Annotated in this window: 21 protein-coding genes and 1 pseudogene; 6 read left to right on the top strand and 16 right to left on the bottom strand. The window is 64.3% G+C overall.

Annotated elements, in window-relative coordinates; all coding sequences use genetic code 11:
- Positions 1-521 precede the first annotated feature (521 nt).
- Positions 522-1,448, top strand: coding sequence for a Ros/MucR family transcriptional regulator (locus tag EWH12_RS17750; RefSeq protein WP_011950460.1), 927 nt, complete (start codon positions 522-524; stop codon positions 1,446-1,448).
- A gap of 67 nt (positions 1,449-1,515) precedes the next feature.
- Here the strand turns inward: EWH12_RS17750 and EWH12_RS17745 are convergent, their stop codons facing one another.
- The 11 genes from EWH12_RS17745 to EWH12_RS22315 all read right to left on the bottom strand — a co-directional run bounded on the left by EWH12_RS17745 (position 1,516) and on the right by EWH12_RS22315 (position 8,997).
- Positions 1,516-2,286 (bottom strand): PRTRC system ThiF family protein, encoded by a 771-nt coding sequence (locus EWH12_RS17745; protein ID WP_011950461.1) that lies wholly within the window; start codon positions 2,284-2,286, stop codon positions 1,516-1,518.
- Entirely contained in the window at positions 2,181-2,936 is a 756-nt protein-coding gene (locus EWH12_RS17740; RefSeq protein ID WP_017183250.1) for a PRTRC system protein A, read from the bottom strand. Before EWH12_RS17740 ends, EWH12_RS17745 begins: the two co-directional genes overlap by 106 nt.
- The gene (locus EWH12_RS17735) at positions 2,933-3,757 is read right to left on the bottom strand and encodes a PRTRC system protein B (protein WP_011950463.1); all 825 of its coding nucleotides are present in this window, start codon (positions 3,755-3,757) and stop codon (positions 2,933-2,935) included. Before EWH12_RS17735 ends, EWH12_RS17740 begins: the two co-directional genes overlap by 4 nt.
- 7 nt (positions 3,758-3,764) lie before the next feature.
- Positions 3,765-4,574 carry a hypothetical protein gene (locus tag EWH12_RS17730; RefSeq protein WP_230461523.1) on the bottom strand — a complete coding sequence of 270 codons (810 nt, stop codon included), beginning with the start codon at positions 4,572-4,574 and terminating at the stop codon, positions 3,765-3,767.
- Positions 4,575-4,704: 130 nt separating this feature from the next.
- The gene (locus tag EWH12_RS17725; RefSeq protein ID WP_129927365.1) at positions 4,705-4,929 is read right to left on the bottom strand and encodes a hypothetical protein; all 225 of its coding nucleotides are present in this window, start codon (positions 4,927-4,929) and stop codon (positions 4,705-4,707) included.
- Positions 4,930-4,931: 2 nt separating this feature from the next.
- Complete coding sequence (locus EWH12_RS17720) at positions 4,932-5,138, bottom strand: PRTRC system protein C (RefSeq protein WP_041380136.1); 207 nt, start codon at positions 5,136-5,138, stop codon at positions 4,932-4,934.
- 48 nt (positions 5,139-5,186) lie between these two features.
- Complete coding sequence (locus EWH12_RS17715) at positions 5,187-5,612, bottom strand: PRTRC system protein E (RefSeq protein WP_011950465.1); 426 nt, start codon at positions 5,610-5,612, stop codon at positions 5,187-5,189.
- Between the two features lie 35 nt (positions 5,613-5,647).
- Positions 5,648-7,297, bottom strand: coding sequence for a PRTRC system ParB family protein (locus EWH12_RS17710; RefSeq protein ID WP_011950466.1), 1,650 nt, complete (start codon positions 7,295-7,297; stop codon positions 5,648-5,650).
- A 159-nt stretch (positions 7,298-7,456) separates the two neighbouring features.
- A complete protein-coding gene (locus EWH12_RS17705) occupies positions 7,457-7,810 on the bottom strand; it encodes a DUF3768 domain-containing protein (RefSeq protein ID WP_017183254.1) in 354 nt (117 codons plus the stop codon).
- On the bottom strand, positions 7,807-8,775 hold the full coding sequence (locus tag EWH12_RS17700) for a hypothetical protein (RefSeq protein WP_011950468.1): 969 nt from the start codon (positions 8,773-8,775) through the stop codon (positions 7,807-7,809). Before EWH12_RS17700 ends, EWH12_RS17705 begins: the two co-directional genes overlap by 4 nt.
- A gap of 81 nt (positions 8,776-8,856) precedes the next feature.
- Positions 8,857-8,997, bottom strand: a complete 141-nt coding sequence (locus tag EWH12_RS22315; protein WP_174703678.1) for a hypothetical protein — start codon at positions 8,995-8,997, stop codon at positions 8,857-8,859.
- Positions 8,998-9,541: 544 nt separating this feature from the next.
- Between EWH12_RS22315 and EWH12_RS17695 the strand changes: the two genes are divergently transcribed.
- Complete coding sequence (locus EWH12_RS17695) at positions 9,542-10,144, top strand: GNAT family N-acetyltransferase (protein WP_011950469.1); 603 nt, start codon at positions 9,542-9,544, stop codon at positions 10,142-10,144.
- An 81-nt stretch (positions 10,145-10,225) separates the two neighbouring features.
- Here the strand turns inward: EWH12_RS17695 and EWH12_RS17690 are convergent, their stop codons facing one another.
- The 4 genes from EWH12_RS17690 to EWH12_RS17675 are packed head-to-tail and all read right to left on the bottom strand — an operon-like array spanning position 10,226 to position 13,735.
- Positions 10,226-12,505: a nitric-oxide reductase large subunit gene (locus EWH12_RS17690; RefSeq protein WP_011950470.1), complete on the bottom strand. Its 2,280-nt coding sequence runs from the start codon at positions 12,503-12,505 to the stop codon at positions 10,226-10,228.
- A 20-nt stretch (positions 12,506-12,525) separates the two neighbouring features.
- A complete protein-coding gene (locus EWH12_RS17685) occupies positions 12,526-12,996 on the bottom strand; it encodes a membrane protein (RefSeq protein WP_011950471.1) in 471 nt (156 codons plus the stop codon).
- Positions 12,996-13,274: a TehB family protein gene (locus EWH12_RS17680; RefSeq protein WP_011950472.1), complete on the bottom strand. Its 279-nt coding sequence runs from the start codon at positions 13,272-13,274 to the stop codon at positions 12,996-12,998. The genes EWH12_RS17685 and EWH12_RS17680 overlap by 1 nt, the downstream gene beginning before the upstream one ends.
- On the bottom strand, positions 13,271-13,735 hold the full coding sequence (locus tag EWH12_RS17675; RefSeq protein ID WP_171010603.1) for a globin domain-containing protein: 465 nt from the start codon (positions 13,733-13,735) through the stop codon (positions 13,271-13,273). The genes EWH12_RS17680 and EWH12_RS17675 overlap by 4 nt, the downstream gene beginning before the upstream one ends.
- A 160-nt stretch (positions 13,736-13,895) precedes the next feature.
- Between EWH12_RS17675 and EWH12_RS17670 the strand changes: the two genes are divergently transcribed.
- The gene (locus tag EWH12_RS17670; protein ID WP_129927364.1) at positions 13,896-14,549 is read left to right on the top strand and encodes a Crp/Fnr family transcriptional regulator; all 654 of its coding nucleotides are present in this window, start codon (positions 13,896-13,898) and stop codon (positions 14,547-14,549) included.
- Positions 14,550-15,222: 673 nt separating this feature from the next.
- Positions 15,223-15,427: pseudogene (gene acpP / locus EWH12_RS17660) on the top strand (acyl carrier protein).
- Between the two features lie 6 nt (positions 15,428-15,433).
- Here the strand turns inward: acpP and EWH12_RS17655 are convergent.
- A complete protein-coding gene (locus tag EWH12_RS17655; protein WP_011950475.1) occupies positions 15,434-16,210 on the bottom strand; it encodes a Mom family adenine methylcarbamoylation protein in 777 nt (258 codons plus the stop codon).
- A 259-nt stretch (positions 16,211-16,469) separates the two neighbouring features.
- Between EWH12_RS17655 and EWH12_RS17650 the strand changes: the two genes are divergently transcribed.
- A complete protein-coding gene (locus tag EWH12_RS17650) occupies positions 16,470-16,964 on the top strand; it encodes a Ros/MucR family transcriptional regulator (protein ID WP_017183261.1) in 495 nt (164 codons plus the stop codon).
- Positions 16,965-17,109: 145 nt separating this feature from the next.
- Positions 17,110-17,541, top strand: a complete 432-nt coding sequence (locus tag EWH12_RS17645) for a hypothetical protein (RefSeq protein ID WP_017183262.1) — start codon at positions 17,110-17,112, stop codon at positions 17,539-17,541.
- Positions 17,542-17,580: the final 39 nt, after the last annotated feature.

The following is a 17,580-nucleotide window of genomic DNA, read 5'->3' as shown; positions in this document are numbered from 1 at the left end:
CCTAGTTCCGGGTGCTGCTGGCTCGGGTGATACCGGGCTTCTGAAAGGCTTGAGCCGGATGATGGGAAACTATCAAGTCCGGTTCTGAGGGGGGTGCGGCCCGGCAACGGGCCGTGCCTACCCGACGATCGTCATATGGGGTCTGGCTATAGAGGCGCGCGGGCGCGCCCGACGAAGTGGTGTCGGTCATTACATATTTCCTCGGATGATTGGTTTTCCGCCGTTCGCGGGCGGAGAATGTCAGGCGCCCGGAAGAGACGCCTCGATTTCGTTGGTGAGAGGCTCTTCACTCAATGCAGCTTCATTTGCTTGAGCAGGTGAAGGAGAAAGAGCCCCTCAACGAAGCTGTCCGCCATAAATTTTCTCGATGAGACAGTTGCGCGGCCCAATCGCCACGCCATCCATGAGTTTCTTTCTCCCTCCCTTTGACTTGCACGCCGAATGACGGCACGTATCTGTTTACGCTTGCGCAATCACGCATGGGTCAAGACCAGTCTATCCAAACAAAAGAAGGAACCTGCATGGCCGAGGCCGAACAGTCGGACGTGATGTCTCTGACCGTGGCGCTGCTCAGCGCCTATTTTGCGAACAACACCGTGCCGAGCAGCGAACTGCCCGCGCTGGTCGAGGGAACTCGAAAAGCCTTGTTGGGCGATGCACCAGTGGTGTCGCCAGCCCCTGAAGAGACAGTGTCCGCGCCGGTGTCAGTTGAACCAGCGGCTGTGCCGCCGACACCAGCCCCCGAGTTCAAGCCAGCGGTGACGGTAGATGCAAGCCTTGCGTCGCCCGATCAGATACTGAGCCTGATCGACGGCAAGCCTTATAAGTCCCTGAAACGCCATCTCTCGACTCACGGCCTGACGCCCGCAGAATATCGCGCGCGCTATGATCTGCCCGCGGACTATCCCATGGTCGCACCCGGTTATTCCGCCGCGCGCCGGGAGGCCGCCCTGAAACTTGGTCTTGGCGGCAAGCGGAAGGACGTCGCCGCTAATCCGGCGCTAGCCGAGGCGGGCAGCGAAGCCCCGGCAGCCGAAGTGGCGCCTGCGGAAGTGGTCGCGGAAGTGCCCGCGCCGGTGCGCAAGGCTCGAGTGAATGCCTCTGCCCCGGCAACTAAGGCGAAGCCCAATGCCGTAGCCGGGAAGGGCAAGCCCAGCGCTGTCGCCGAGACCGTTGCGGCGCCGGCAGGCGAGCCGGCCCCAACGCCCGAAGCGACTGCCAGCGAAGCTGCGCAAGTGAAGGCGACGCCCGCTCGCGGGCCGCGCGCGAAGGCAGCCCCTGCAAAGGCCTCGCCAAAAACGTCGAACGCCAAGGCCGCCATCGGCAAAGGGAAACCGGCAGCGGCTGTCGAGCCTGCAAAGCCAAAGCGCAGCCGTGCGACGAAAGCTGACACCCCGCCGACAGCACCGGTCGAAATCGCTCCTGCTGAAACGGCCTCGGCAGAATAATGCTATGGTCCGAGCGCGGTGACGCAACCGGACCATCACCGTTCACAGGGGTGGCGAGCCACCTGCTTTAGCACAGGGAAACGACCTTCATAGGTAGCGGGATCGGAACGCTGTACCCGGTGGCAAGATTCACGAAGGCGCCGGCGTGGCCAATCGACCCGCGTCCGAGCAGATCGAACAGGAGCGCCAGCGCGTGGCTCGCAAGCACCCGGTTGACGAAGAGCGACTGGCGCTCGAGCGCCTCGGCGACCGAACAGGAGGGCGCATCGTCTTCGGCCAGGCCCTCGTCGGCGAGTTCGGGAAAAGCCTCGAGCACCGTTGGAAGGCGATTATCGTCGCGGCCGGTTCCACGGCCCGGGCATCCGATCAGATATTGGCCGTCGCTGGCGCGGTTGCCGAGGTCCAACCAATAGATGGGCGGGTTCCGCGCATCCTGCAGCGCCGCGCCCAGCGCGCGGCGGGCCGAGGCCGTGTCGACGCAGCTGATGAGCACATGGCTGTTGTCGACGCCGATCGCTCCGGGTGCGCGGCCGTGGACCGCCTTCCAGGCCAGACCATGGGCAAGGTTGATCCGTTCGGTCAGCGTCCTCGCCTTCGAATTGCCGAGATCGCAGCGGTAGAAGGGCTGGCGGCCGAGATTCGCCTCGGTGACGATGTCTTCGTCGACCACGGTGACCTCGAGCGAGCGTGAGGAAATTGCGCGCAATGCGGTATCGAGCGAGGCGAGCCCCATCAGCATTTGCGCTCCGTTTCCACCGCATCCCACGAGCAGGATTCGGACAGCGCTGTTGTCGAAGGCGGCGGGAAGATAGTGGCGCTTGGGGCTCTCAGGCTGCATGGATTGTCTCCGGAAAATGGACTGCGCGGTACGGCCAGGAACATGCCGCCCGCGCAGAGCCGCGCTGCCATGACCGGGCCAGCGGGATCGTGGAGCCGGCCGATGACGAGCGAAATTTTCGTAGCGTGGGCGTCGTCCGCATCGTCGGTCGCGCTGAAATAGGCGGGCCCCCGCCCGTGGCTGTGGATGTCGCAGACCATGTGCCAGCCCGGCTCGCAGACCGGGGGGCGATAGACGAGGCGTGTCGGCGTGGCGTCGTCGATTGCCGGAAAATCGACCGCGAACGTGTTGGTCGTCTCGTTCCAGAGGATGAAGGCCGCAGCCTCGTTGGGCAGAGCCGCCCGGAAGTGATCGAGGATCGCAGCCAGATGCTCGCCAGGGATCAGTCCGCAGCGCAGGTCGGCCTTGGGTGACCCGATGCTGCCATAAGGAAGATAGGCGGCGATCGGCGGCGTCACCGGCGCATCGAGAGCAAGCCATGGCCGGCGCAGGATGAGCATTACGCCATCCTTGCCCACCGCAAGGCCGTGGCCGGCACGGCTGCCGCGAAGCGCGTCGAGTGCCGGCGAGCCACCGCTCGATGGCACCGGATAGCAGGGCACGACAGCGAGCAGTGCCGCCGCGGTCGGATCTTCGGCGATCATGATCATCTCCCTGCCGCTGCGGCAACGAGCATACCGACCGTGACCGCATCAGCGGCGGGACGGACTTGCCGCTGGCCGGCGGCAGGATGGAAGGATCGGAGCCGCTTCACCGGAAAACGACGCGCGCCGCGCGCGGCAAGATCGTCCCAGAGCCTGACCAGGCCGCCCTTCCCCGTGACCGTCCGCTCCTGGCCGGGGTTGGGGTGAGTTGACCAGCTGTCGAACACCGCGCGCTCGAATTCCGAGATGGCGGCAACGCCCAGTGTTTTCGGCCTCGGGATGTTGCCCCAGCACAGCCGGCCTTGGATGAAGACGTTGAGGATCGGCGAATGGAGCACCGGCGTGTCGGCGGCAGGGCGCTCGCTTGCGGCAAGCGCGTAAACGCCGAGGCCGGAGCGCGTGGCGACGAACAGATGGGCCGGGTATGGCACCGCGACGGTAGTGCGCCGTGCGAGCGCCCGAAGGCCATCGGGGGGCGACGACAGCGCAAAATAGGCTTGGCGCACCTGCTCCGGCACCCACCAGGCGAGGACGTCCGGGTGGGAGACAAGCACATTGGCCGGCAGGATCTCTGGAACCGCGGTCCGGCCCAGCGCCTCTGTCCATTGGCGCAGCTGTGCCCGCGACAGGGGCACGCCGGCGGCGATCGTCGGACGCCCGTCCGCATCGTGCTCGACGGCATGCATGCTGGCGAAGGCCGCCGCATCCGGCCTTGGAGCGCCATAAGGGCTGGGCGTGCGGGGCGTTCCCGCCTGATAGAGCAGAACGGCGTTGGTCAGGACGAGACCGCCGCCAGTGGTTTCGAAGTGGCTGCTGTGATCGGACATGACGGCCTCACGGATTGGGTGGGTCGAAGCGGACGAGGTCCTGGGCGGCGAGCAGGAACTGGACGCCGAGGCGCAGGCTTGCGAACCAGTCGTCGATCCGGCTGACATCGGGCAGCGGGCAGATGCCGCAGACGTCCATGAAGCCCATTTCCATGCCGTGGCGGGCGACATCGTCGAGCTCGCGCGCGAACTCATCGAAAGGCACGAGCGTCAACGGCGGCAGGGACGAGCATTCCTCGATCCCCGGCACATATTCGTAGAGAATGTCGGTATCGAAGTGCCAGGCGTTGCGGTCCGATGGCAGCCGCTTGAGCGCCTTGTGCGCGTCGCGAAGCTGGCAGAGCGCCTCGCGCAGGCCCTTCGGAAGGGCGGCCGGTTTCGCCGCGTTCGCGCCGATCATCCAGTCAGGCCGGCGCGCGTTCATCTCCGAAGGCATGGTCTGCTCTTCGAGTTCCTCGGCGCTGAGGCCGTGATAGGCGATCAGGCTCTGGCGCGCGCCCTCGTCGTCGATCTCCCCGTCCCAGTAATACATGGAGATTTCGTCGAAGAGGTCCTGGTAGCCGAAGATCGGGAGCGCGGTGCCGAGGGTTTCGCCGAGCGCCGCATAGGCCGCGGCACGCCAGGGGGTGGGCGCCTCGCCGGTTTCGATCCAGCCGAGATCCAGCTGTCCGAGGCTGTCACACGCGACCGCGATCGCCGGCGGGTTGGCGTCTTCGCCGGTGAGGACCGCGATCCGCAGGTCGACGATTTCGATCGGGTCCAGGATCTCGAGCACGGCAGCGTTGAAAACCTGCTCGATGCGGCGGCGGGCACTCACACGGGTGTATTGCTTGGCGCTCGGCTCTCGCCCCGCGACCCAGCGGCCGATCAGCTTGTGGTGATTGCTGAGGGGCTGGTCGAAGGTCGCGGGAATGTCGGCCGATAACGCGACCGTTCGCCCCGCGAGGTCAACCGAGGGGCGCGAGCCTGAGACCGGGAGGAGGCTGGAGCGGCTCCGGCGCTTCGCCTTTGCCGTTGTCGGGATCGGGGAGGATCCGCGCGTGAAGCGCCTTGGCCTGGGCGCTGCAGGAAGGCTGGGGGAACTCGCTCGTGTTGCCATCGTCGTGCTCGATCCATTCGAGGAGCGTCTTGCGCGGTGCGGCGGGGATCGGCGCGTCGTTGCCGCAGGGCACGATCAGCCCTTGGTGCCGACGGCGCGGCGATATTCGGTGACGTGGGCGGTGCCCGACACGCCGGCGTCCACCGCCTCGGCAGTGAGAATCGCCGGGTAGAGGGTAGCATGATAGGCGCGCAGAGCTTGGCGGTCGTCCGCAAGGTGCGGCGGCACGGGCAGGTCGATGCCGTCGTAGCGATAGGCGCGGGTGAGCTGGTTGATCTGCATGGCTGGCCTTCCGGGCTGGTGGTGATCGGGAAGTTCAAGGGCGGCGCGTCACCAGAGGCTGGCGGGCTCCTCGGCCTTGGCATCGACCGGCGGGCTGCTGGGAGCCGGCGTCTTCGGTGAGGCTGCAGGCGCGGGCGTCTTGGGCGCAGCCGCCTTGGCTTTGGCTGCCTCGGCGGCGGCCGCCCGTGCGGCTTCGGCAGCCTGTCGCTGCTCCGCGATCTGATCGGCAAGGGTGCGGCGCGAGGCGATGAGCTGGCCGAGCGCGCCGTCAGGGCCCCGGGCGAGCTCCGCATCGATTTCTGCGGCGGTCGCCGTGATCGAGATCGGCCGGGTTTCGCTGGCCTCGAGATTGTCCTTTGCGCCTTCGGCCTTGCGCGGAAGGATGGTCAGGGTGACCGTGTCGTTGGCGCCGGCGACAAGATCGAAGCCGAGCGAGTAGCGGGCGAGCATAGGAAGAAGGCTGGAGATCAGCATGGCGTTCGGTCCTTGTGTGAGATTGGAGAAGCGGGTCAGGCGGCTTGTCGGGAGAGCGGCTCTTCGGCTTGGGCCGGCACGGGGGGCGGGCCATATTGGCCGTCGAGCGTCATCGAGCTCGGCAGGCGGCCGGCCCAGTCGAAGCCGGTGGCGTTGAGCATGCCAGCGATCAGGTCGGCCTTCTTCGCACTGAGCAGCTTGGCGAACGCCTTTTCGCTTACATGCGCGACGAGGCCGCACTCCTGGGCGATGAACCTGAGTTCGTCCTTGGTGTAGCGCTCGAGGAATGTCTTATCGACCTGCCAGACATCGCGCAGGTCGACGTCGAAGGTCCGGGCGAGGTCGGCGACATGGCCGAAGGTGAGCACATCCTTGGCATAAGCGGCGCCGATCGCGGAAAGCACCTTCTCGGCCTGAGCCTCGGGCAACGCGCGGATCTCCGCGATCTTGGCGCTGTAGGCGAGCTCCGGGAACGAGGCGCCCACCAGCAGGCCGGCGCGGGCCTTCAGCGTCTCCGGTTTGATCTGCGAGAGCGTGCCCGACATCGCGGCGACCAGGATCGCGGTCTGGGCGTGCGCGGCATTGCCGGCGAGCGCACGGGCGAGCGCGGTGCGCCACGTCGCCTCGCGCAGGTCGCTGGTGCGGCCGGCGATCGACTTGACGGTGACCGTTGGCTTGTGCGCCTGGACTATACTGCCCTTGGATTGAACGACAGTGGGCGGCGTGGATGCGGGCGTGGCTGCCGTGCCCGAAGGCGAGGCGCGGTCGCCTGCCTCTTCCTGATCGTCCGCTTCCGGCGGGCTCTGGTCGATGGCGTCGTCTTCGTCGTCATCCTGTTCCTCGTCCTCGATGTCGTCTGCGGGCGGCGGCGCCGCTGCCTTGGCCGCGGCAGCGGCGCGCTCCTGCTCCTCGCGTTGGGCGGTTTCCCACGCCTCGGTCTTGAGCTGGAAGCAGCCCGGATTGGTGCAATGGCCGTCATCGACATGGGTTTCGAACAGGGTTCGCTGTGCGGCCGAGTTGAACGGACAGGTGGTGCAGTCGGTCTTGTCGAAGCACGCCGCGCCGAGATTCTGGGTGACGCGCATGAGGAGGTCGCGGGTCTTGCTGACATCGAGACCGGAGCCCAGGATGGTCTCGAGGGCCTTGTCCTGCTTGTCGGCGGGGATCGCGGCGAGGAGTTCAGCATGGCCGACCTTGATCCGCCGTTCGTCGAGCGCAAGTTTGACCGCCTCGGAGAGTTCGGCGAGCGCCAGGCGGCGATCGAGCTTGGCCCGCGACCAGCCCAGACGCCGCGCGGCCTCGGCGCGATCGTTACGGCATGCGGCGAGCACGCGAACGGCCGCGTCCGCTTGTTCCGTCTCCGAGGCGTCGTCGCGATTGTCGTTCTCGTCGATTGCCGCCTCGAGGGCCTCCTGGTCGGTCATCTCGCGGATGATCGCGGGCACCTCGCCGTCGGAACCGAACGCTTCCAGCGCCGCCCTGTACCGGCGCTCGCCGGCGACGATGGCGTAGCTATCGTCCGAGCTGGGTGCCGGACGAACCAGGATCGGCTGCAGGATGCCACGAATGCGGATCGAAGCGACGAGATCGTCGTGCTTTTTCCGGTCGAAATAGCGACGCGGATTGTCGCCCTTGACGATGCGCGAGAGCGGCAGCGTGGCGCAGCTCGGTTCTGGAGTGCTCAAGACGGATCTCCTCGTGGAATGGGAAGGCCGGGTCGGCCGGGGTCGCGTGCCTTCGGTTCTGCGAGCCTCACGCTCGCCTTCCCCCTCCCCTCGCGCGGCCCGGAGGGCTGGAAGAGCGCGCAGTCGATTTCGAAAGGTTGGATTTGCCCGCGGACGCGGTCAGTAATCGTCGGCGAGCATGACGGTGAGGACGCGCCGAGTGATCGAGGCATCTGCCGGGTCTTCGGAGCCGCACTCGAGCGCCATGTCGTAATAATCGATCTTGAAGAGGACTCGCTGCCCCTGCAGGTCGAAGGCGCCGAAGTCGCGTTCGGGGCCATCACCCGGCTGGAACGCGTAACGGCGCACGGCCGCAAGCAACGCGGCCTGGGCGAGTACCTCAGCGATCCCCTCGCCGTCGCCTGAAAGCCGGGCGAGACAGTTGCGCGTGACCATGATCCGCGCGTTGGGGTCGAGGCCGTGCCGGCAGCGATCGTTGAGCTGGGTGATGCGTTCGGTGACGGGGACTGTCATGCTGCCTCCAACAGGCCGGCGTTGAACATGTCGAGCCACTCCGCCATTGTCGGTCGTTCGGGGAGCGGGACGTGCCCTGCCACGTCCTGGAAGCGGATGAGATCGGCCGGCGCATCGCGGATGATCGCGTCGATGTCGGCCGCAGGGAGCAGTTCTTCGGCGCGGATGAAGTCGGTCATTCGGCCCGGGCGGGTCGCAGTCGAACGGCGCCAGAGGCCTTCGACCGTGCGCAGGCGTGGAGCTGCGCGCGCTTCGACAAGGACGATGAGCCTGAGGCACCAGGAAGGCAGCGCTCGGACCTCGTCGGGCTTCATCGCCCCGCAGATGAAACAGCTCGATTTTGGTGGCACCGGCAGACCTGCGGCCTCTATGCGCGCGATGCAGGCGGCGCGGTTCCAGCCCCATTCGCGCAAGGGGTAGCGGCATTCGAACAGATCGTTCGCGATGGCGGACGCATGGTTATAGCGGCGCGTGTCGGCGGGCGAGGCATCATACCCGATGAGGCGTATGACCTTCTGGCCTCTGGCCCAGGCGGCCTTTGCCGGCTCCCATTGCTTCAGGAAAGCGTCCTGCGGAGCCACTTTCCACTTAAGACTGCAGCTGTGGCGCCCGAGGCTGATGCTGGGGAGTGTGGCATTGGTGAGGACATTGGCCAGCAGGTCGTAATAGGGCGGCCAGTGCTTGAAGCGCTTTGGCGTGTAGCGGACGGTCTCGTAGCGGATGCCGCGCGCGGCCATCCACGCCGCCATCATCTCCTGATAGACATAGGTCTCCGGCTTCTCGATGCCCGGGTCACCGGTGATCACGAGATCAGGCGGCGTGCCGCGGCTTTCGAGCTCGACGAGGAGCGCCGTGCTGTCGACGCCGATGCCATAGGCAAGCACGACGGGAGCCGGCTCGGCGACGCGGATATAGTCGATGTCACGGGGCCGCGCGGACGGCGCGGGGCGATCGCTGGCCAGCATGGGAGTCGCTCCGGTCTCGCGCAGCCATTCTGCGCGCCCGGCTCCCTTCCCCTCACCTCTCTGCCGTAGTCGCCGCCCGCTTTAGTCGCTGTCCTGCAGGCAAGATGTGCGATCGTAGAGGTCGAGATGACCCCCGAACTCGGCCGTTTGCGCCGTTGTCAGGTCGCGGTGGTCGTCGGCCTCTGCGGTGCTGGCCATCTCGATCATTGGATGGACGGACACGGGCGATGGCTCGTTTCGGGACGGCAATTTTACGTCGGGCTGCCCTAAGATAATGCATGTATCAAATGATGCCGGAATCGATGGATGACCGGCCTTCGCTGTCCTATAGAACTTTGTGCGAAGCGCCGAGTGCGTAGTTTGTGTGTCGGTTTGAACAAGTCCGCCGAGATGAGCATAGATGGCTGAACGTAGAATGAGCTAAGCGGCTCGATAGCGTTGCGTCAACCTGGGGCGCTTGACGTCTCGATTGTCGCAGAAGCGGTCGTTCAAGGGCTAGGATAGACCGGTAGAGAGGACCCGGCTCTTTGGACAACTCTATTATTGCAGTCCGAACCTCTAACCACGACTTGTCTGGCTAACTCGCCTGTGCCCATCAACCGGAAGTCGAAATCGAGGAGATGCTCATTGCCGCTTTTGAGCCTTTCAGGCTGCGTTGTCTCGAAAATCAGCGTTTCCGAGACCAAGCGATATATCAACGATTTTCGCCCTCGCCCGTAAACTGATCTGCTCGTCCAACCGGCATCAGGTTTTGATAGGATGAGGCATGGCTAACGAACATGAGTTGGTTGCCGATTCAAGAGTTGTGGCGACTTGGATCGAAGGATGGACCATTGCCCGCGAAACGCCGCCTCCGGTCGAAGATCACGGTGGTTTCAGAGTCGATGTGGGATGGCCGCAACAACGGACGCGCTATGTCTTTACCGATATCTCGCCGGCCCTGCACGAATTGGCCACCACGATCGAGGAGCCGTGGGTTTTTTTGAAAGCTTGTGTCTCGGCGACAGCAATGCGCGTCGCCTTACCAGAACACTGGGTAATACAGCCACCGGGCTTCATGATGAAATATCGGCGCATCATGCCCGGCGATTCCGCGCCTCCTGACGGCTATCTGCTCGATGCGGCTGAACCTCGCCCCATTGTAATCGTGCGGGCGCTTACTCCGAGCGGCGCGCTGGTCGCAATCGGACGTGTCGTTCGCGTCGGTGAGTTTGCCATATACGATCGGATCGAAACCAACGCCGCTCATAGACGGCGCGGCCTCGCGCGAACCGTCATGAAGAAACTTGAATCCATCGCGCGCATCATGGTGCGACGCGGGAGGTGTTGGTCGCCACTGCAGAGGGTCGCGGTCTCTATGCATCCTTAGGATGGGAATTGCATTCCCTCTACACCACAGCAGTCATTTTACGGGCTGACTGATATCCACAAATCGGCACGTAGGTGTTAGTCAAACGCTCTGTTCGTTCGCCTTTGCAGTAGAGGCGGGTACTTCCGGTATGGGCCGAAGCCATTGCAGCGCGACAAACGCCGTCAGCAGCAGCGCGCCAGCGGCAAATACCACATCGCCGGGGGTGCGCATCCACACGAGGAAATGGATCAGCGGCCGATCCATAAACGCGGCCGACCGCGCATAGGCGTAGCCATGATCGAGCGCCGCCTGAAGTTGCAGCACGCCCATCGGCAGCAGCGTGAGCAGGGCCATCAGGGCAAGCCCGATGTTGAAGCACCAGAAGCTCGCGCGTAGCCAGCCTTCGTTCCAATGGATATGATCGCGCAGGCCGCGCAGGCAGAAGAGCATCAGGCCGATGCCGAGCATCCCATAGACGCCGAAGAGCGCGGTATGGCCGTGCAGCGGGGTCAGGTTGAGTCCCTGGACGTAATAGAGCGCGATCGGCGTGTTGATGAGGAAGCCGAACAGGCCGGCGCCGACCAGATTCCAGAAGCTCACCGCGAGGAAAAACATGATCGGCCATTTGTAGCGCGCCATCCACGGCGTCGCGCGACTGTGCGACCAGGTGTCCATCGCCTCGAGGCCGATTAACGCGAGCGGGACCACCTCAAGCGCGGAGAAACTGGCGCCGAGCGCCACGCCCGCCATCGACGTGCCGACGAAATAGAGATGGTGGAACATGCCAAGCACGCCGCCCGACAGGAAGACGATCGTCGCGAACAGCACATTGACCGTGGCCGTGCGGCCGCGCACCAGCCCCAGCTTTACGAACAGGAAGCTGATGACGGCGACCGCGAAAATCTCGAAGAAGCCCTCGACCCAGAGATGGACCACCCACCAACGCCAATACTCAACCTCGGACAGGTGGCTGCGCGCGCCATACATGAGCCCCGCGCCATAGAAGAGACCGATCGCCACCGTGGAGAGGAACAGCAGGCCGACGATCGAGGACATCTCATCCCGGCGCCGGATCGCGGGCCAGAGCGCGCGACCCACGAGGAAGAGCCACAGCAGCAGGCCGATGAAGAGGTATATCTGCCAGAACCGGCCAAGATCGACATATTCCCAGCCTTGATGCCCGAACCAGAAGTTTTCGGTGAGGCCCATCTTCTGCATCACCGCCAGCCATTGTCCGGCGAACGCGCCGACGACGATGACGATCAGGCTGACGAACAGGAAGTTGACACCGGCGCGCTGCCACGGCGGCTCATGGCCGGAGATGGCGGGCGCGATATAGAGGCCGGTGCCGAGCCAGGCCGTCGCGATCCACAGCACCGCGAGCTGGGTGTGCCAGCTTCGAGTCAGGCTGTAGGGTAGCCAGTCGGCGAGGTTGATGCCGTAGAAATGCTGGCCCTCGACCTGATAATGCGCGGTCGCCGCCCCCAGGCCGATCTGCGCGAGCAGGAGCGCGATGACGATCCAGAAATATTTGGCGCTGGCACGCATCGAGGGTGTCAGAACGATCCCCTTGAGCGGATCGGCCGCGGGCGGGGTGAGCGGCGGTTCCTTGCCGTGCCAGACCGCATAGTGCCACGCGAGAAGGCCGATGCCGGCGAGCATGAAGAGGATGCTGAAAAGCGACCACATGAAGGTGCCGGACGTGGGCACGTTGCCGACCAGCGGTTCGGAGGGCCAGTTGTTGGTAAAGCTCACCATATCGCCGGGCCGATCGGTCACGGTCGCCCAGGCTGTCCAGAAGAAGAAGGCCGCGAGTTCCCTGCGCCGCGCCGGATCGGGAAGTGTGTTCTCCTTCATGGCGTAGGCGACGCGCAAATCGCGCGTTGCCGGGTCAGCGGAGAACAGGCTGTCATAATGCCTTGCCACGCCGGCGATCGCTGCAGCGCGCGCGTCGCTGATCGTCAGCGTGCCGGTCGCAGCGTCATAGGTGTTGGCACGGAAGCCGGGACGTAGCTCGGCCTGCAAAGCCGCCTTATCTGCCAGCGACAGCATGTCGAAGCTGGCCGCGCCCTTCGTGCGGGCAACGGCGTCGAGCTGGGCCAGCGCCTCCCGGTGCAGCCAGTCGGCGGACCAGTCGGGCGCGATCAATGCGCCGTGACCCCACACGCTGCCGAGCTGCTGGCCGCCCATCGACTGCCAAACCTGTTGGCCGGTCTCGATATCGTCGCGTGTGAAGACGGTGCGCCCGGAAGCGGTCACGACCCGTTCGGGGATCGGCGGCGCGGTACGCATAAGGTCCGACCCGAGCCACAGCATCACCGCGAATCCTGCGAAGATGACGGCAGCCAGGCCGATCCACAGCCGTTTCGTCGTCGACATCGTTCCCCGTCCCTCTTCCTTTAGAAAAGCCCGTGACTGCCGCCGACGGCGCCGATCAGCGCGATGACCGATGCCGCCAGCAGCAGACGGTGCATACGCTCCATGCGTGCGAAGTCGGCCGCCGGATCGGGGGAAGCGGCCATGCGGCGGTGCAGATAAAGCGGCTCGATGACGAACAGCATGGCGACGAACACCAGCCAGATCGCCACCATCGCTTGCATCCACCAGAGGCGGGGATCGGCGAAACGCTCCCACAGGTCCGCCCGCCAGGTCATCCAGAAGCCGCTAGCGCCGGCAAGGAGAACCCACAGCCGAGCCTGCGGCGCGAAGCGGCCTTCGATCCGGTGAAATGCCGCCAGCCTCTCAGCGGGCGGATTGCCGGCACGCACGGCCGGCATCAGCACCAGCGTCACGAAGGCGACGCCGCCGATCCAGAACAGGACGGCGACGACATGGATCACGCGCGCAAGAGTGAAATCGTCCGCGATCATCAGCTCTTCGGGGGCGGCTCATGGTAAAATTCGACCTGCATCCGCATCGGACCCAGCGGGGTCACGAAATGCGGCTGCTGCGGTTCGATCAGACCGGGATGACCGGGCTTCAGGATGACTTCCGACGCCGGCTCGAGATAGGTGAGCTTCAGTTCACCTTCGAGGACGCGGATCAGTCCCCACACCCCCGCCTTGGTGTCATGGCGCGCGCGCAGCGCCGCCGGCAATGTGTCCTGATCGAACACCGGCGACGAGCTGTAGGGCGCCGGCCCCGTCATGCGGCCTGGGCCTCGTCATAAAGCTCGGCCTCGCGCGCGATCAGAATGTCGGCGAGGAACCAATAGGCTTCGCCCCATGCCGCCAGGATTTCGTCCGTCGCGGCCTCGCCCAGGATGTCGCGAATGGCCGGCAGCAAGGCATTGGCGACCGCAGGATAATGCTCTGGTTTGATATGGGTATCGACGTGCCGCCCGGCGATCCGCTCGATCGCCGGTTTCAGGACGTCGAGCTTGTCCACATTCTGGGCGAACGCCAGGATCGCCGCCGCAAGGCGCTTGGGTTGCGCGCCCGACTCCTGCGCGGCCATGTCGAACAGCGCCTTGATCTCGGGATCGACAAATAGCCGCTGATACATGCGCGTGGTGATGTCCACGCCATGCTGTTGAAGGGCTGGCGCCGTCGCTTTGACCAACGTCATGGTTTGGGGAGACAATGCTTTGGTCACGACGATCCTCTTCATGATAACAGTTTGCTTGTAGAGGCTGTCGGTGCGAGCCGGTTTGCGCTGGCGCAAACTCGGCTCTGTTATTTCGACTAGATCGACCCGAACGAGAGAAGGCAGGAGGCAAATCATCGTTCAGACCCGAGGCCTTGCTTCACACCTGAAGATTATCGGCGCGGTGGAGCTATTTCGCGATCTGCCTCACGAAGCGCTGGTGCATGCCCATGCCTGCGCACGCATCGAACGATTGCCAAAACATGCGAGGATTTTCGAGCAAGGAGCCCGTGCCGAGCGGGCCTATGCGGTGGCGAAGGGCAGCGTGAGAATCATCCAGACCGGCAGTGATGGCGGGCAGGCGATCATTCGCTTTATCGGCTCCGGCGAAATGTTCGGAACAGTGCCTCTCTTCACTGACCACCTTCTTCCGGCGGACGCGATCACAGCGGAGGCGTCGGTCGTCCTCAGTTGGAGCGAGGCGGATATAGTAGTGCTGATCGGCATATATCCGCAGGTGTCGCTGAACGTCATTCGAGTGATCGGGACGCGGCTTATCGAACTTCAGGATCGGGTCCGCGAGTTGGCCACCCAGCGCGCCGATCAGCGTCTCGCCCGTGCGCTCCTGCGCCTGATCCGTAACGATGGTGGCGACGAGGTAGCGTTCCCGCTACGTCGTAAGGACCTGGCGGAGTTCTCGGGAACGACCCTTCACACTGCGAGCCGAATGCTCTCCGCCTGGGCCAGGGCCGGCCTGCTCACAAGTATCGGACGACGCATCCTAATCCATGATCGTACTGCTCTGGACTCCCTCGCAGAGGGCAGGCCACTCCTCTAGCAATTGGGGCGTTAACTTGATGAAAACCGCACCCCGGCCAATTTGCCTCACTGTGGCCCGCATAGAATTATTGGCTTTGGCGGCGACAGCCGCGCTCACGATCGGCGCGACTGCGCCGATAGCCGCGCAGTCCTCTGACCAGAAGCCGGCAGCCCCGCAACCGCGCATGTTATATCTGCCAGGCCGCGGCACTGTTCTTGTTCAGCCCGCGCCGACAGACGATCCTCGCGCGGTTGCGCGCACGGTCATCGTGCCGGGCTACGGCGAGGTCTATACCGTGCCTGTGCGGCCGAAAGACACTCGAAGCCCGAGGCAGCGTTGCGTTGACGAGGAGATAGCGCGCGAGGGAGGTTCTCCCTCCGCGTTGGCGATGGGCGCAATCGACCTGAAATACAGCCAGCGGTAACGGCCTAACCTGGGGAGCGGATAGCTCATGTAGGCCGCATGCGTCTCGAAATTCGAGCGTTTTAGAGACGGGTTGGTTTAATTGTGCAGCCTCAGAGTCACCCCGATCAGCCGGGGTTCGCTCGGAGTGCCGACGATCAGGCCGCTATTGCCCGCCTGAACTGTCAGGTTCTGCATGTAGACCTTGTGGAACAGGTTGCGCGCAGAGCACGAGCCCGCTCCGCGGGAGGGTCGCTTGGGGTGACGTAGCCATCGGGTCAGCGATTTCGTGGCGCATCAGTTTGGCGCCGACCGCGAGAAAGTAATGCCCAACGCCCATTTCATTGATGATCTCGGGGCAGACAGCCTGGATGTCGTCGAGCTGGTCATGGCGATCGAGGAAGAAATTCGGAATCGCGATCCCCGATGCCGACGCGGAGAAGAACCAGACGGTCGGTGAGGCGATCACCTATGTCGAAGGCGTCAAGGCCTGAGAGCGATCACGGCCCCGGCAATAGTTTAGGATAGGGCAACCGCGGGAGTGCGCGGCCCTGTCGGCGCGCGTTGCGGGTGAGCTCGAAGCAGTAGGTGAAGAGTCCGGATTGGCGGTGGCGGGTCAGGAGCTGCTCGGCCTGAAGGCGGGCGAGCCATGCGGCTGGGCTCTCGCGCAGGCCGGGCGCCGGTAGACCGAGGCGGACGATCTGGTCGATGGCGCCATCCATCCCGCGTTCGCGGAGCCGGATCTTCGAAAGCGTCCGATCGGAGATCGTCTGGCCTGCGGCGCGAAGGACTGTACGCGGGCGCGTGGTGCCCCGGTGCGCCCCGGAAAGAGCGGCGTAAACCCGGCCGGTATGCCCGAATTCGGGGTCGCTGTAGGAAACGACGGCTTCGATCGCTGGCCGCGCCTGGCGAAGCAGTCGGAAGGCCCGTGCGCAAAAGAAGCTTTCCCCGTTCTGCGGGACCCGGTCGAGAAGAATCAGGCGTGCGAGAACGCATCCCTTTGCCGGATCGGTGAAGCCCGTGTGCCGGGTGATGACGGCGTCGGTCGCGGGAACCGCGAAGACGGCCACGCCTGCCAGGACCGCGCGGAGTCCAAAGAGGCCGACTGCGACCTGGGCTGCCGGATAGCTCGGCAGATAATGATGCTCGGCGATGAACGTACGCGCTACGGCGTGATCGATGATGTCGACCGAATAGGCCTTCGGATTGATGATGAGAGAGTCCGTCGCCCATAAGGCGCGGCGTTCCCGCCATCGCTGGCTTCGTGAGGTCTCCATGTCCTGGCTCCCGGGTGGAAGGGGTCGAAGGCGCTTGGCCTCCGACCGGTCTCCCCGGCCCATTCCCCTCTTCTTTGGACATGAATCGACATGAAGGGATTTACGGAATGTTCGGGTTTGGACGCGATCAGATATCGTACGTCCCTGTTTGGCGCGGGTGAATAGGTGCTCCTGTGAGCCTTTGGGAACTTCACAGGGCGCCATGTTCCCGGTAGCGAATAGTCTTCCGGGTTCTTCAACCAGAGAAGGCAAGATCATCATGAGCGACGTATCGGAAAACGATAGCACGCTGATTACCCTGACCGCTGATATCGTCGCGGCGCATGTGACGAACAACAGCGTGGCGGTGGCGGATTTGCCGTCCCTGATCCAGAATGTTCACGGAGCGTTGAGCAATCTCGGCAAAAGTGAAACGGCGCCCGAGACAAAGCAGGAGCCGGCGGTATCCGTGCGTGCCTCGGTGAAACCTGACTACATCGTCTGCCTGGAAGACGGCAAAAAGCTCAAGATGCTCAAGCGTCATCTCATGACGCACTATCAGATGACGCCGGCGGACTATCGTTCGAAGTGGAATCTTCCGGCCGACTATCCGATGGTCGCGCCCAATTACGCCGAGCAGCGTCGCACGCTCGCCAAGAGCATCGGACTTGGCCGCAAGCCCAAGGGGTCCAGCGCTGCCGCATCGGCAAAGGCGACGAAATCTGCGCCGGTTCGTCGCGGAAGTCCGAAATCCACCGAAGGGCAGCCCGCCTAATAGGACTTCCTCTGGGGAGACGGCCGGTTTGGAAAAGGGACCATCGGATCAAGATATTTCGACGCGGCGCTCGACAACACCTCCGGGGCTGATCGAGACTCGCACCCCGTCCTATCCCGGCACGGAGGCGTCGGTTGGTACGGTCATGACCTTGGCCGACGCCTACTGGGATGCCGCGCACAGGCTGCTGCCGCAGATCGAGAAAGGCCGGAGTGTCTCGTCCACCCCGGCTAGGCTGTGCGCCATTCAGTCGATCGAGACTTACCTCAATGCGTTTCTGCTCTTTCATTCGGTCGATCGAAAGCAGGTCCGGGGATTGCAGCATGATCTCGCCGAACGGACGCGGTTGGCTGTCGAGAAGGGATTGTCTCTCCGGCGCCGTACCGCGGAGCATCTGGTCCGATTGAGCGATCAGCGCGATTATCTCATGGTGAGATATGGGCCGGAACAGCTCAGCGATCTGTCCGAAATCAATCGGATGTTCGCCACGCTCAAAGAGATCGCGGAGAAGGTGCGGGCAGCGATTTTCGAACAGCCCTATGATCGCTCTGACCGGAGGTTCCGGGTATATTGGTGATCCAGAGCCCGCCTCAGAGTGTGATGTCCAGAGCCGAGG

Source organism: Sphingobium cupriresistens, assembly GCF_004152865.1.
Lineage (GTDB): Bacteria > Pseudomonadota > Alphaproteobacteria > Sphingomonadales > Sphingomonadaceae > Sphingobium > Sphingobium cupriresistens.
Note: the sequence above shows the minus strand (reverse complement) of the source record. Positions and strands in the feature narration are given on the sequence as shown.

Bases quoted from the DNA above. Each gene is read 5' to 3' on its own strand.
- EWH12_RS17715 (WP_011950465.1), bottom strand. From the start codon at position 5,612: ATGCTGATCTCCAGCCTTCTTCCTATGCTCGCCCGCTACTCGCTCGGC.
- EWH12_RS17740 (WP_017183250.1), bottom strand. From the start codon at position 2,936: ATGATCATGATCGCCGAAGATCCGACCGCGGCGGCACTGCTCGCTGTC.
- EWH12_RS17675 (WP_171010603.1), bottom strand. From the start codon at position 13,735: ATGAAGAGGATCGTCGTGACCAAAGCATTGTCTCCCCAAACCATGACG.
- EWH12_RS17705 (WP_017183254.1), bottom strand. From the start codon at position 7,810: ATGACAGTCCCCGTCACCGAACGCATCACCCAGCTCAACGATCGCTGC.
- EWH12_RS17745 (WP_011950461.1), bottom strand. From the start codon at position 2,286: ATGCAGCCTGAGAGCCCCAAGCGCCACTATCTTCCCGCCGCCTTCGAC.
- EWH12_RS17680 (WP_011950472.1), bottom strand. From the start codon at position 13,274: ATGACGGGGCCGGCGCCCTACAGCTCGTCGCCGGTGTTCGATCAGGAC.
- EWH12_RS17685 (WP_011950471.1), bottom strand. From the start codon at position 12,996: ATGATCGCGGACGATTTCACTCTTGCGCGCGTGATCCATGTCGTCGCC.
- EWH12_RS17645 (WP_017183262.1), top strand. From the start codon at position 17,110: ATGACCTTGGCCGACGCCTACTGGGATGCCGCGCACAGGCTGCTGCCG.
- EWH12_RS17700 (WP_011950468.1), bottom strand. From the start codon at position 8,775: ATGCTGGCCAGCGATCGCCCCGCGCCGTCCGCGCGGCCCCGTGACATC.
- EWH12_RS17690 (WP_011950470.1), bottom strand. From the start codon at position 12,505: ATGTCGACGACGAAACGGCTGTGGATCGGCCTGGCTGCCGTCATCTTC.
- EWH12_RS17655 (WP_011950475.1), bottom strand. From the start codon at position 16,210: ATGGAGACCTCACGAAGCCAGCGATGGCGGGAACGCCGCGCCTTATGG.
- EWH12_RS17695 (WP_011950469.1), top strand. From the start codon at position 9,542: ATGGCTAACGAACATGAGTTGGTTGCCGATTCAAGAGTTGTGGCGACT.
- EWH12_RS17750 (WP_011950460.1), top strand. From the start codon at position 522: ATGGCCGAGGCCGAACAGTCGGACGTGATGTCTCTGACCGTGGCGCTG.
- EWH12_RS17650 (WP_017183261.1), top strand. From the start codon at position 16,470: ATGAGCGACGTATCGGAAAACGATAGCACGCTGATTACCCTGACCGCT.
- EWH12_RS17735 (WP_011950463.1), bottom strand. From the start codon at position 3,757: ATGTCCGATCACAGCAGCCACTTCGAAACCACTGGCGGCGGTCTCGTC.
- EWH12_RS17720 (WP_041380136.1), bottom strand. From the start codon at position 5,138: ATGCAGATCAACCAGCTCACCCGCGCCTATCGCTACGACGGCATCGAC.